General features: G+C 48.4%; 11 protein-coding genes. 6 read left to right on the forward strand and 5 right to left on the reverse strand.

The features are described 5' to 3' along the window. Window positions 1–3 precede the first annotated feature (3 nt). Window positions 4–1539, forward strand: coding sequence for an FAD-dependent monooxygenase (locus JSU04_08185; GenBank protein MBS1970272.1), 1536 nt, complete (start codon window positions 4–6; stop codon window positions 1537–1539). On the opposite strand, the gene JSU04_08190 is transcribed toward JSU04_08185, so the two are convergent. Further along, on the reverse strand, window positions 1540–1782 hold the full coding sequence (locus JSU04_08190) for a hypothetical protein (GenBank protein ID MBS1970273.1): 243 nt from the start codon (window positions 1780–1782) through the stop codon (window positions 1540–1542). It abuts the gene before it with no gap. Between the two features lie 7 nt (window positions 1783–1789). Then, window positions 1790–2551: a TIGR02147 family protein gene (locus JSU04_08195; protein MBS1970274.1), complete on the reverse strand. Its 762-nt coding sequence runs from the start codon at window positions 2549–2551 to the stop codon at window positions 1790–1792. A 247-nt stretch (window positions 2552–2798) separates the two neighbouring features. On the opposite strand from JSU04_08195, the gene JSU04_08200 reads away from it, so the two are divergent. From JSU04_08200 to JSU04_08215, 4 genes are read left to right on the forward strand one after another with little or no spacing between them, the layout of a single operon-like run. Next, window positions 2799–3287 (forward strand): DUF3015 family protein, encoded by a 489-nt coding sequence (locus JSU04_08200; GenBank protein ID MBS1970275.1) that lies wholly within the window; start codon window positions 2799–2801, stop codon window positions 3285–3287. Beyond that, window positions 3277–5097 carry a DUF4105 domain-containing protein gene (locus tag JSU04_08205; GenBank protein MBS1970276.1) on the forward strand — a complete coding sequence of 607 codons (1821 nt, stop codon included), beginning with the start codon at window positions 3277–3279 and terminating at the stop codon, window positions 5095–5097. Before JSU04_08200 ends, JSU04_08205 begins: the two co-directional genes overlap by 11 nt. A gap of 12 nt (window positions 5098–5109) precedes the next feature. Further along, window positions 5110–5454, forward strand: coding sequence for a hypothetical protein (locus JSU04_08210; GenBank protein MBS1970277.1), 345 nt, complete (start codon window positions 5110–5112; stop codon window positions 5452–5454). Window positions 5455–5486: 32 nt separating this feature from the next. Further along, window positions 5487–5933 carry a hypothetical protein gene (locus JSU04_08215; GenBank protein MBS1970278.1) on the forward strand — a complete coding sequence of 149 codons (447 nt, stop codon included), beginning with the start codon at window positions 5487–5489 and terminating at the stop codon, window positions 5931–5933. On the opposite strand, the gene JSU04_08220 is transcribed toward JSU04_08215, so the two are convergent. Further along, entirely contained in the window at window positions 5930–6511 is a 582-nt protein-coding gene (locus tag JSU04_08220; protein ID MBS1970279.1) for a hypothetical protein, read from the reverse strand. The two genes, JSU04_08215 and JSU04_08220, sit on opposite strands and share 4 nt — an antisense overlap. A 32-nt stretch (window positions 6512–6543) precedes the next feature. Then, on the reverse strand, window positions 6544–9759 hold the full coding sequence (locus tag JSU04_08225; GenBank protein MBS1970280.1) for an efflux RND transporter permease subunit: 3216 nt from the start codon (window positions 9757–9759) through the stop codon (window positions 6544–6546). Between the two features lie 317 nt (window positions 9760–10076). Between JSU04_08225 and JSU04_08230 the strand changes: the two genes are divergently transcribed. Continuing rightward, a complete protein-coding gene (locus JSU04_08230) occupies window positions 10077–10481 on the forward strand; it encodes a hypothetical protein (protein ID MBS1970281.1) in 405 nt (134 codons plus the stop codon). Between the two features lie 110 nt (window positions 10482–10591). On the opposite strand, the gene JSU04_08235 is transcribed toward JSU04_08230, so the two are convergent. Next, window positions 10592–13852, reverse strand: a complete 3261-nt coding sequence (locus tag JSU04_08235; protein ID MBS1970282.1) for a cobalamin-dependent protein — start codon at window positions 13850–13852, stop codon at window positions 10592–10594. Window position 13853: the final 1 nt, after the last annotated feature.

A 13853-nucleotide genomic window follows, 5' to 3' on the forward strand; every position in this document is an offset into this window, starting at 1 on the left:
AATATGTCACGAATTTTTCAGAACCTAGAGGTCCCGATTGACACGGATCTCGAGGAAAAGTTGCAGTATTTGATGCCGGATCACGGGCCCTATCGCATTTTACGCCAGAGCGTCGATGCCCGTCGCTCGCATAACGTGCACTTCGTTTACTCGGTCGAAGTCGCTGAGAAAAATGAAACTCTGAAAATCGACAACTACCCGGTTGAAAAAATCAGCAAAGTCGTCACTGAAAAACCTCTCATCGTGGGCTCAGGTCCCGCGGGACTCTTTGCAGCTCTCCGCCTGGTTGAGCGTGGCATTCCGTGCATTCTTTTTGAACGTGGCTCTGAGAGTGCCGAACGAATCAAAGGGATCAATCGTTACTGGCGCTATGGCGAGCTCGATCGCAGAAACAATGTTTGCTATGGCGAAGGCGGCGCGGGTCTTTACTCCGACGGAAAACTCATCACGCGGATTAAATCTCCGCACATTCCGTATGTGCTCAATCGCCTTGTTCAGTTTGGCGCTCCTGCTGAAATTCAGTGGCTTGCCAATCCACACGTGGGCTCTGATAAAATTCGTCGTGTGATTCCAAAAATGCGCGAATTCCTCCGCGCCAACGGCTGCGAGATTCATTTCAATTCGCAAGTGACCGAGATTTTGTTTGAAGGCCGACAAACCGTCGGCGTGAAAACCGAGCAAGGCACAGATTACCGCTCTCCGTATGTGGTGCTGGCGACAGGTCACTCGGCGGAAGACATGCTCATGCACCTGCGTGAAAAGGACGTCTTCATGGAAGGCAAGTCCTTCGCCATGGGTCTTCGCATTGAACATCCGCAAAAAGCCATTAACAAAATTCAATATCGTGATTTTTCAGAGCATCCAAAACTGGGCTCCGCAAATTACAAGCTCGCCGATCATGATCACAAGACCAACATCGGCGTTTATAGCTTCTGCATGTGCCCGGGCGGTTACGTGCTTTCAAGTGGCACCGAAGCTGACGGCATCGTTTGTAACGGAATGAGTAACTACAACCGGAACTCTCCTTACGCCAACGCTGCTATCGTCGTCAGTGTCGATCATAAAACGAACTTCGGAGACGATGTCTTTGGTGGCTTGAAACTGCGCCGTGAGCTTGAAACTCAGGCCTTCCAGTCGGTTCAGAACGCCGGTGGCACCAAAGAAATTCCGGCTCAGAATATGATGGATTTCGTGCGCGGCCGTATCGGCAAGGTGAACCCAGGCTCCGTTCCTTCAGGCACGAAGGCCGTTCGTTTGGACGAACTCCTCCCGAGCTTTATCCGTAAACGCATCTTAGAAGGCTTTGATAAGTTTGAACGCTCTATGAAGGGCTTTGTGACTGAGGATGCTCAGCTCTATGGAGTTGAGTCTCGCACGAGCTGCCCGGTCCGGGTCACTCGTGGTGAGGACAGCTTGCAGAGCTTGAGCCACAAGGGCCTCTTCCCTGCCGGAGAGGGTGCCGGCTATGCCGGCGGAATCACGTCCGCAGCCTGTGATGGCGTGCGGATCGCTGAAAAGATCTTTGAACTCTGCCGCTAACTATTGCGGGCGAGAATCGTCGTCGATAGGATTTCCATCACCCATGCAGTGCTGGTCGACTTCAGAGCCTCTGACACGAGGTTCTGGCATCGGACGTGGCGTGATGGGTTTGATTTTATCAGCGGCTTGCTTGCAAGGCGGAGGCGCATCTTCATTGCCGTTACCACGCTCACCCCAGCCGACATCGCCAGCGTAAGATACAAATGGTGTTAAGATCATCATCAACACAAGTAGATGTTTCATAAGTCCCCTATTTCGTGATCGGAACGAGTTGAATATTTAAATTATAAACTTCGCGCGTTTTTCCTGAGCCCATGATCTTCGCCATTTTACGGCGGAAAAGACGGATCTCTTCTTTAGCCTGCGAAAGTTTATCAGGATCTGCGGGAATCGTGATGGAGGTAATATCTCTGAGATTTAAATCCACATTGTAGAGAGCCTCCATCGCGTGCTTCATGACATTAGCGTGAGACTCCTTCAGAACATCCGAAGGCGTATCATGGGTGCTCGTCACTCGGTGCTGAAGGCGCTCATAAACACCATAGCGGCTACGGATCAAGTTCAAGCGCTCTAAACGCTCCAAGATGCTTTGCACTCTCAGCGCTGTCACATTCAAGCGGCGCGCAATCCATTCGATGTCGGATTTAAAACCCTCAGTCTCCATCAACATGAGAAGCCCGTAGCACTCCAGATCTGCCACCATCGCGTATTCATCGGCTAAGAGCTGGCGAGCTCCGCCGTTTTCTTTTTGCACAAGCTTCTGGCGATGCACGAGACGGAAAAGACCCTCGGTTTCCAAAGGAGATAACTTCAATGCATCGGCAATTCTTAAAATCAAATCACGACCCGGCAGGCGACGGCCGTGAAGAAGTTCAGACACGCGTCCCGGAGAAATCCCTAGATCTCTCGCAAAGGCACGAAGCGAATACTTCGCATTCTTTTCTTGGCGTTTTGTCAAAACATCATAAAGGAAAACGGAGATATCCGAGTTCAATTTGATCATTTCTTCCATGAGTCCCCCTCAGGCGATACGAACTAGTGAATTTCACTCGTATTTGCAATAATTTAGTCATCATACTGTTTTTATTTCTTGGGAATGGAAACGGTCCGCTGAACAAACTGTCCCCAGGCATAATGGGAACGCTTGACCCTTCAAACCCCTTCCAGAAGAGGCCCTGAAAAATATCCTTTGCACTCTCGGCCTAAGTACGTCAGCCTTATTAAACAAACAACTACGTTGAAAACAAGGAGAGGTTTCAATGAAAAAGGTATTAGCGGCTTCCGTCGCAACAGCATTGTTAATGGCAGGTTCTTCATCAATGGCTGCGGACGCGGGATGCGGTCTTGGCAGTATTATTTTCACTAAAAACTCAAAGCTAATTCAGCTTTTTGCAGCAACAACAAACACGTCTACTTTGACTCAGCCTTTGGGTATCACCTTCGGTACATCTGGCTGTTCTGCAAGCGGCTTGGTTATGAACGACAAACAAATCCAGTACTTCGTTGAAATCAATCAAGAAGAACTTTCACGCGAAATGGCTCAAGGTCATGGCGAGAAGTTGGCGACTTTGGCTCTTTTGAAAGGCTGTTCAAGCCAAGACTCTCAAAAAGCTTTCGCGGGCTTCACCCAGTCTTCTTACTCTCAAATCTTGCCAGCGGCGAACACAAGCGCTGTCGACATGGTTCACAACTTGAATGCTGAAATGGCAGGTCAAGCTGAACTCAACCAAATGTGCCATGGTTCTTAATCGGTTCTTGGTATTTTTGTTTCTAACACTGATAGCCCCGCACTCTGTGTGGGGCTTTTCATTGGAGCAGACAGGCTCCTATAAAAAAATCGCTCTCGAAAAACACCTCGCCGAGAACCCGCAATGGCTGAAACTCGGGCACTATCACAAAACTTGGACTGGAAATTATCACTCAAAAATTCTCGGAAATTTCTTTCTTTCGCCTCTAGGCGCTGAGAATCCCGAAGCGGAACTCCTAACGACAATAGACCAGCTCTTTTCCGCCGACCAAAGCCAGCTTCAATGCCGTTACCTCGGCCGCATGCACTGGCTTAAAACCGTCTTACCGCTTAAAAACGAAGACCTCGTTACGTGTACGGAGCGCGATGAATGGAAGAAGAAGCTCGGCGCTAAAGAAGCTTATATTATTTTTGCCGCCGGAGACCTCACAAGTCCGGGCTCAAGCTTCGGGCATACCTTTTTAAGACTGCATAATCCCGAAAACACCCAGCAAAAAGAACTGCTCGACTATGGCGTTAACTACGCCGCCCTGACCGGTCAAGATGCGGGCGCGCTCTATGCGCTCAAAGGACTTTTTGGTTTTTATCCCGGAAACTTTTCGATGCTTCCTTATCACGAAAAAATCCGCGAATACACAAACCTCGAGGGCCGGGATCTTTGGGAGTACAAATTAAAACTTTCTGAGAGCGACGTCGAGTTCATGGTAGATCACTTGCTCGAACTCGACGGCAGTTATTCTTACTACTATTTTTCGGATGAAAACTGCTCGTATCAGATTCTGGAACTTATTAATCTTGTTCGGCCCAAAATGAATCTCACTCAGGAGTTTAGTAATTTTGTGATTCCGCTCGATACCGTGCGACTGCTCAATGATGACGGCTTTCTTGAAAGTGAAAAGGTGAGACCTTCGTTACAGGCCGAATGGCGCACCCGTTATGCGGGACTTAGTTTGGGTGAGAAAAAAGAACTCCGCGATGCCGTGAAGACTCCGAAGGAGTTTAAATTCACCGAGAAGCTTTCAAACAAAGAAAAGGCCGAAGTGCTTGAGGCCTCGATGAGTTATATGGCCATCAAAGAATACCGCGAACAAAAAGAATTTAAAGACGAGAGGTATGCGCTGGCCGTTCAACGCGCGAAGCTTGGCCAGATTACTGGACCTATGATCATAGACCCGCCGGCATCGCCCTTACTCAGTCATCGGGCCATGGGCGCTTATTTTGGCTATGGCTCGTATGATGAAAAAAGCTATTTCAGTTTTAAGTACCGCCGCGCTTTTCATGATCTGCTTTCAGACGATACGGGACTTTCTCCATTTATTCACTTAGAAGTTCTCAGTCTTGAGTTCCGCTACTTCTTGACCAGCCAGAATCTAGATCTGACTCACTTTACATTTTTAAATATCCTCTCCACTTCGCCGACAAATATTCTAGATCACCCCGTCAGTTGGACGGTGGATATCGGCACACGGCCAAAGCTTGCGCCTTATTTTGATTTCGGCGCGGGCTCAAGCTTTGACGTGGCTCAGAAGTATCCCACGCGTTGGGTGTTTCTGGGGCGCATGGAAAATCGCACGGAAGACAGCAAATACGCTGGTTATGCCGGTGCCCAGGCGTTGCTTATGACAAAGTGGGATCCGCACTTCCGCTCGTTGTTCGGTGCAAAATATCTTTATTCACTTCAAGAGCATGAGTTTTTCTGGGACAATCAGTTTGGAATTTCGGTCTCTAGTGGCGCCCACGAAGTTCGTGTCGAATATCAAAATCGCCATGAAATTTCTGACATGAAGGGTTCTTATATTTACTTCTTTTAAGGAGCTTGCTGAGTGAAATACATCTTAGGGCTTATTTTACTTCTTCCGCTACTCACTTTTGCTGACGACTGCGGCTGCAAATATCCAGAGGCCTGCCGCGATCGCGGAGATGGCCGAACGGTTTGCATCAATAGCGAGCTCGGCAAAGGAAATGCCGGCGATTACTGCTCAGGCTCGCCCGGAGGTTTTTGCAAGTATCCACTGACCTGCCAAGATCGCGGTGATAAAGTCAATGCCTGCACTGGTGGAGATGCCTATCAGGGAAAATCTGCGGACCTCTGCTCCGGAAGCTCCTTCTTCTGCGATAAATCACTGACTTGCAAGAAAGACAAAGAAGGCATTTCAATCTGCCAGTAGACTTTTGCAAACAATTTCACTAAACTTCGTTTATGGAAAATCAAGCTTCAAAGATTCCCGCAGAAATTCGCAAAGCCATTCTGATGATCATTGGTTCGATTGCCTTGGGAGTGGTTCGTTTCGCCCTCACCTATGAGCAGACGAAAGCGAAAGTCGAAGCCGCCAACATCCCGGGCATGGCACCCTGGATTTTCATCATATTCACGCTGATATTTTCTTTTGGTTTTAACTTAGTGCTGCTTTTCTTCTTAAGTCGCAGAAAAAACTGGGCCCGCATTGTATTTACGATTTTATTCGTGATCGGCGTGCCGATGTCTCTGCCTTATCTAATGGAAGCATTTAACGTGGCTCCGGTTTCAGGTGTCGTCGGAGCTTTTCAACTGGCCTTGCAGTTGTATGGCGTGATCTTGCTCTATCAGACGCCTTCCAATGTTTGGTTTAAAAAACCGCAAGCTCCGACGGATCCGACAGCCACTTAGAAAAAGCTATAGCCCACACCGATCATGTGGTTCCAGACTTCGAAACTTGTTTTCTGGTCATTGAAAGTCTGAACGACGTTGTACCACTGAGTCTTATAATGAACGGCCCACTTCGGCGCGATTTCATAGCGGAGCAACCCCGCCATAATGAAGCTTCCGTAGTTGATCGTGTAGTCGGGACTCGTCTGATAAAGGCCGATATTGGTGAAGCCAATGCCGAGATATATGTTCCAAGAGTTGCGGCTATAGACCTGCACATGCGGAATGAAAGACATCGTTGAGACTGAAACGGATTTGTTATTATTCAGCGCAAACTCACCGGTGTCGTGGTCCGCTTCAAAGCCCTGCCATTCAAACGAGAACAGTCCACCCGGCATCACGAAGTTCACTCCGAGGATGTAACTTCCCACCGAGTCTTTCGATGTCAGATAGCCCGTTTGCAGAGCCACGCCGCCGGAAGCAGTGACTTCTAGCCTTAACGGCGGAAATTCTTTGATTTCAATATATTCAGGAGTCGTGGCCCAGCAAGAACTGCTGAGCCCTAAAAGAACGGCTGCAAATGCCAGAAGAGATTTCATTAAAGGCCTCCATTAAAGAAAGCCTAACCTGACTAAACTTGAGGTTCAAGGTCCGGAGTGATCGTCGTTTCCTCTTCTGCACTTTTAATTTGTGCAACAGCCGGAGCGTCCGCCGTCGGAGCGTGATGAGCAAAGTCCTCGTCTTTTGTCACAAGCTTGCCAAAGAACTTATTCCCCCAGCGACGGCTGCGCTCGACGTAACCGTAAGCTGCTGGAATCACCACGAGCGTCAGCAATGTCGAGCTGATCAAACCCCCGATGATCGCAACCCCCATGCTTGTTCTTTGCTTGGAGGCTTCATTCAGACCAATGGCAACTGGCAACATACCTGCGATCAACGCAAACGACGTCATCAAGATCGGACGAAGGCGGTTTTTACCGGCCTTCAAGATCGCATCATGCATGCTGAGTCCGCCCTGCATCGATTGATTGATGTAATCCACCAAGATGATGGAGTTCTTCGTGGCAATACCCAAGAGCATCACACACCCGATCATCGAGAACAAGTCCAGCGAGCTCTGAGTAATGAGCAACGCATAGAATGCGCCACAAGCCGCCAGCGGCAAAACAAGCATGATCGTGAGCGGAGTCACGAAAGACTCATAGAGTGACGCCAAAACCATGTAGATGAACAAAACACCTAAGCCCATCGCAACCACGATGTTAACAAGCAACTCTTGGAAGTTCTCAGCTTGACCCACGAATTTATAGCTCATGCCCGCTGGAAGTGGATGATCTTTTTCAAGCAGTTGTTTTACATCGTTGATCGCAGCACCCATCCCAGGACCCTTTGGCGCGATATCTGCTGTGATCTGGATGTAACGGATACGATCCTGACGATTGATCGTTGTGGGACCTTGTGCTTCTTTCACATCCGCAAACAGACGTAAATAAGTCAGGCGTCCATTCATCGCAGGGATTCTCACGTGTTCCAAGTACTGCTTAATATCGCGTTGGTTTTCTTGTAAACGCACGCGAACATCGTATTCCTTACCACCCTCACGGAAAACCGCCGGAGTCACGCCTTCTACGAGCGCACGCAGTTCGTTACCGACTTGAGTGTTTAACACGCCCACGGTCGCTGCACGCGCCGGATTGATGTCGATTTGGATTTCAGGCTTTCCTGGACGGAAGCTTGTATCCACGTCGAGCAACGCGGGATGATTTTTCAGTTTTTCAAGGATGAAGGTCGCTTCTTTTTCAAGCTGAGCTTGATTACTGCCCACGATATTTAAAGTAAACGGACGGGCACTTCCACCCGTCTTATCCTGATCTTTTACAACCGGATTGGCATAAGCAAACGGTTTTAAGAGCTCACGGACCTTAGCTTTAAAGTCACTCGTGTTCACCTTACGCTCTTTGGATGGAACCATCTCAACGAAGGCGCTGGCTTTATTGGACTCCCCTTGAGCATTCCCTACGCTCAAAACGGTTTGTTTGACTTCTTTTTGCTGGCGCAAAATCGCATCGACTTCCTTAGCAACCGTGTCCATACGCTCCAGGCTTGTGCCCGGCGGAAGATCCAAGGCCACCATGAACTCGCCGTTATCTTGCGGCGGCAAGAAGGTCTTAGGGATGAACTTCGCAAGCACAATCGACGCCACAAAGATGGCAACCGCTGAGAAAAGAATAATCTTTGGACGTCTCATCGTGACTTCAAGAACTTTCACATACACGTCTTCAAGCCATGTTTGGAAGCGGTCGAATTTCTTAAGTGTGATATCAATGACTGCCAAGAATTTATTCGAAGAGATTTTCTTATCTGCGATGTTCTCGTGACCTTTACCAGCAAAGTACGCAGACATCATCGGTGCCATTGTAATCGCATCAGCGAGAGAGATCATCATCGCAAAACAGATCGTCAGACCGAACTCTTTAAAGAACTGACCGACAACCCCACTGAGGAACCCGATCGGACCGAATACGGCAATAACCGTCATTGTCGTTGCAATAACCGCGAGCAAGACCTCTTTCGTGCCGTCAAGGGACGCTTGCTTTGCCGTCTTACCCATCTCAATGTGACGGAAGATATTCTCACGTACAACGATGGCATCATCCACCAAGAGCCCCACGGCAAGTGACAACGCCAAAAGACTCATGATGTTGATTGAGAATCCTGCCACAGCCATCAAGATAAAGGCCCCAAGCAATGAGTTCGGAAGTGCCAAGCTTGTAATAAGGGTTGAACGCAACGACGATAGGAAGAAGAAGACGACGACGATCGTCAGAATAATACCGATGATGATGGTCTCGTTCACATCATACACGTTTGCCCGGATCGGCTTTGCCCCGTCTTGCACAAGTTTCAATGTCCCTTGACCGGAGATTTCTTTGTTAATCTGGTCGATCTTCTTAACGATGTTATCAGCAACGGCGATCGTGTTCGCACCCGACTGGCGATAGATTTGTAGCAAAATGCCCGACTTGCCATTTACGTAAGTACGAGAAGTCTCGTCCTGCAAAGTGTCCGTGACTTGTGCGATCTCACCGATCTTTACCGGATGAAGAACGTTTTGGTAGTTCACTGGAATCTGCTTAATCTCATCGATCGTGCGGAATTCACCGAGTGTGCGAACAACGCTCGTCTTATCACCCTTATCGATTTTACCGGCAGGAGTATTCTTGCCCGTTGTCCCGAGGCTGCCACGAATAGAAGACGCCGAGATCTCGTGATCAGAGATTTTCTTAAGATCGAGCTCAACGCGGATCTCACGCTTACGGCCCCCGAGGATATCCACGAGACCGACTTGATCCACCTGCTCAAAGCGAGGCTTCACAACTTGGTCTGCCAAATCGTAGAGCTGTGCCGGTGGAAGTTCAGACTCAATCGCCACCATCATGATCGGCTGATCGGCTGGATCCACGCGGCGGATGATCGCTTCATCCGCGTCTTCAGGAAGTTTGTTTTTTACTTTAGCAACGCGGTCGCGGACCTGTTGCTCCGCGTACTTGATATCGACCGCCAAGTTGAATTCAACAATGACAGTGCTCACACCCTCTTGAGAGATGGAGCTCAAAGTCTTGATACCGGAAACAGAAGCAAGCTCGTCCTCGATGGGTTTTGTAACGAGAGTCTCAATCTCAGAAGGACCGGCACCAGAATATGGTGTTTGCACCATCACAATCGGGAAAGTCACATCCGGGAAAAGATCCACAGAGAGCTTCTTCAGAGAAATCAATCCGGCGATGATAATCAGAACGAAAAGGCAGGTAATAAAAACGGGGCGTTTAATCGAAAGTTCAACCATGAGAAAGGCACCTTTTTACGGTCTATCCGTACTATTTAAAAACTGTGGAAATATAGACAAGCTTGCTCCAAAAAGCAAAAGAGCGCTTAAAATCGAGCTTATTTGCAAACGCAAAAACCCTGAAACCAGGTAATTTTTGTCAAGCAAACACTTGTTTGCGGCCTTTTCACCTAACTTCGCGATCTCTCTCGAGAAACTCAAAAGATGTCTCAGACTGACATTAGAGAGATTTAATCGCGTTTACATCCGGCTTTAATGCGCCTTCGGTATGCTGAGTTCAGTGAGAAACATTTGAACAAAACCAAATAGGAGGTTTTATGAAAAAGACACTCATGATCGCAACAACACTTAGTACACTCTTAGCTTTTGCCCCAATTGCTCGCGCAGTGGATGGCGAAGTGAAAGCGGACTCGCAAAAAGTCGAAGCGGATAAAGCAAAAATCCAGTCCGACAAAAAAGAAATCACACAGGACAAACAACAAGTCCAAGCTGATCACAAAGAAGTGAAAAAGCTTAAAAAAGTGATCAAGGAAGAAAAGAAAAACGGCACAAGCCCTGACAAAATTGCTCAAGACCAAGAAGAACTGAAAAAGAAAAAAGAAGAGCAAAAGAAAGACGTCGAAAAATTAAAAACAGCTAAGCAAGAGCTGAAAAAAGACCGTCAGGAAAAACACAAAGACGTGAAAGAACAAAAACAGGATGAGAAGAAACAGAGTACTTAGTTAGTAATGGCTCCGCAGGTCTTCCTGCGTCCTGCCAGTCGGGGCTCCGCCCCGAGCCCCGCTTCCTGACGGCCGTCCGGGCCGTCAGGTCGACGTTTCATGAGAGTTCTCTATAAGTTTCTGCGGTACTGACCGCCCACTTCGTAGAGGGCTTCCGTCATTTGGTACAGACTGCAATGTCTTGCCGCCTTCATCAGCGCGGCGAAAATATTATCGCCTTTTAGAACTGCGGCTTTCAGATTCTGAAGCTCTTTCTCGCCTTGAGTGGCTTCTGACTTCTGGAATGCTTTCACGTTCGTGAGCTGTTGGTTCTTCTCTTCGTATGAGGCACGCGCGAGTTCAATCTTCGGCGGGATGTAGTCTGCTTGCATCGTCTTAGGATCGATGAACGTGTTTACGCCGATGATTGGCAAGCTGCCATCATGCTTCAGGCGCTCGTAGTACAAGCTCTCTTCTTGAATTTTAGAACGCTGGTACTGAGTTTCCATCGCACCGAGCACGCCGCCACGCTCGTTGATACGCTTAAACTCGTTGAGGACCGCTTCTTCAACTAAGTCTGTGAGTTCTTCTAGGAAGAAGCTTCCTTGATTTGGGTTTTCATTCTTAGAAACACCGAATTCGCGGTTAATGATGAGCTGAATCGCCATCGCACGGCGAACAGATTCCTCTGTTGGCGTCGTGATCGCCTCATCATACGCGTTCGTGTGCAAGCTATTGCAGTTATCATAAAGCGCAATAAGTGCCTGCAAGGTCGTACGGATATCGTTGAAATCAATTTCCTGAGCGTGCAGAGAACGCCCTGAAGTCTGAATATGGTATTTGAGCTTCTGAGAACGATCGTTCGCCTTATAAAGATCACGCATCGCTACAGACCAGATACGGCGAGCGACACGGCCCAAGACCGCATATTCTGGATCCAAGCCGTTACTGAAGAAGAAAGACAAGTTCGGAGCGAAATCATCGACATTGAGGCCACGAGCCAAATAGTACTCAACAAAAGTGAAACCATTTGAAAGTGTGAACGCGAGCTGACTGATCGGATTCGCGCCGGCTTCCGCAATATGATAGCCCGAGATGCTGACAGAGTAGAAATTCTTTACGTTCTTCTTAACGAAAAACTCCTGAATATCACCCATCATCTTGAGTGCAAAATTGATCGAGAAGATACACGTGTTCTGGCCTTGGTCTTCTTTTAAGATATCCGCCTGAACCGTTCCGCGCACTTGTTGCACCGTCCAGTCAGCCGTTTCTTGCCACTCTTTTTCAGTAAGTTTACGGCCGAGCTCTTTTTCTTTTTTCTCAACCTGCTGGTCGATGGCCGTATTGAAGTAGAACGCAAGGATCATCGGCGCAGGACCGTTGATCGTCATACTCACGCTGGTATTTGGCGAACAAAGATCATAACCCGCATAGAGTTTTTTCATATCGTTCAAAGTACAGATACTCACACCCGACTCACCGACTTTACCGAAGATATCCGGACGCGGATCTGGATCCTGACCGTACAAAGTCACAGAGTCAAACGCCGTCGACAAACGAGGCGCACCTTCACCTTTTGTCAGGTAATGGAAGCGGCGGTTAGTACGCTCTGGAGTGCCCTCCCCGGCGAACATGCGCTTAGGGTCTTCATCGGCACGCTTTAACGGAAACACACCGGCCGTGAATGGGAATTCACCCGGAACGTTTTCAAGTTTTAAGAATTTAAATCTATCGCCCCAGTCTTTAAACTTTGGCAAGACCACGCGGCGGATCTTAGTGCCGCTCAAGCTTTCCACTGTGAGCTGCTGGCGGATTTCTTTGCCACGGACTTTGAAAATCAATTCATCGCCAGCATAGCGCTCTTGCAACTCATTCCAGTTTTTCAAAGAATCAAGCTCTTCAGCTGTGAACTCAAGCTCAAGATTCTTCTGAACCTTCTCTACGTTCGCAGGCTCGGCCTTCAAAAGATTCGCAACATTATGTAACGCACCTAAGGTCGAAGCCTTTTCAGACAATTTCTCCGTGCGTTCTTTGTATTTGTGAATCGTTGAAACGATTTCAGCCAAGTAGTTCTGACGTTCGGGTGGAATGATCGAGTGCTCTTCTGCAGAGAGAACATTTTTCTTAAACTCTTCATCCATTGCCCAGTTGTTCGTTGGATTCTTCTCAGTCAGAAGGTCGGCCATTTTAAAGAACAACTTATTCACACCGCCATCGTTGAATTGCGAGGCTTGCGTGAGGAACACAGGCACTTTAACTTTTTCATCAAAGATCTTGCGTGAACGCTTGTATTGCTTCGTTACATCACGAAGAGCATCCATGGCGCCACGACGATCGGCTTTATTCACGGCAATCAGGTCCGCGAAGTCGATCATGTCGATCTTTTCAAGCTGTGACTGTGCGCCGAAGTCCGATGTCATCACGTACATGGACATATCACTGACTTCGGTGATCGCCATATTGCCCTGACCGATACCCGAAGTTTCTGCGATGATCAGATCAAAGTTAAAGTTTTTCAAATATTTCAAAATCGAAGGAAGGCTTGAAGCAATCTCTCGGCCGGAACCGCGTGAAGCTACGGAACGCATGTAAGCATGCCCACGGCTGAGAGAATTCATGCGAATACGGTCACCCAAGAGCGAGCCGCCGGTTTTGCGCTTGGAAGGATCCACACACACCACCGCGATGTTTTTATCCGGATACGCGTTTAAGAAACGCTGAACGATTTCATCGATCAAGCTCGATTTACCGGCACCACCCGTTCCTGTAATCCCAAGAACCGGAGGTACGCCTTTAGCGGCTTTAAACTTATCAAGGCCGCTGCCTTTCATAAGCGTGTGAACTTTAGCTTCATCAACGCCATTCTCAATCATCGAAAGCGCGCGACCTAAATCGAAAGACGGAATCGTGTCTTTGGCGAATGGATTTTCAACTTTGTGCTCGATGACTTTAGCTTTTGCTTCCGCCATGTCGAAGTCACAGCCACGCACGATCATTTCAATCATGCCTTCAAGACCCAAACGACGACCGTCATCCGGGTGGAAGATCTGAGCAATGCCGTAAGCTTCCAGTTCACGCTTTTCATCGTGAACGATCACTCCGCCGCCACCGCCGTAGATTTTCACGTAGCTCGCACCATTCATGTCGAGGAGGTCCTTCATGTATTTGAAGTACTCCATGTGACCGCCCTGGTAAGAACTGATGCACACGCCTTGAGCGCCTTCTTGCAAAACGGCTTTGACCACATCGCTCACCGAGCGGTTATGCCCCAAGTGAATGACCTCAGCCCCCATCTCTTGCAAAATTCTTCGCATGATATTGATGCTGGCGTCGTGGCCGTCAAACAAAGCAGCCGCAGTGACAATACGAACAGGATTCTTCGGCGTGTACATA

This window comes from Bdellovibrionales bacterium (assembly GCA_018266295.1).
GTDB lineage: Bacteria > Bdellovibrionota > Bdellovibrionia > Bdellovibrionales > Bdellovibrionaceae > JACMRP01.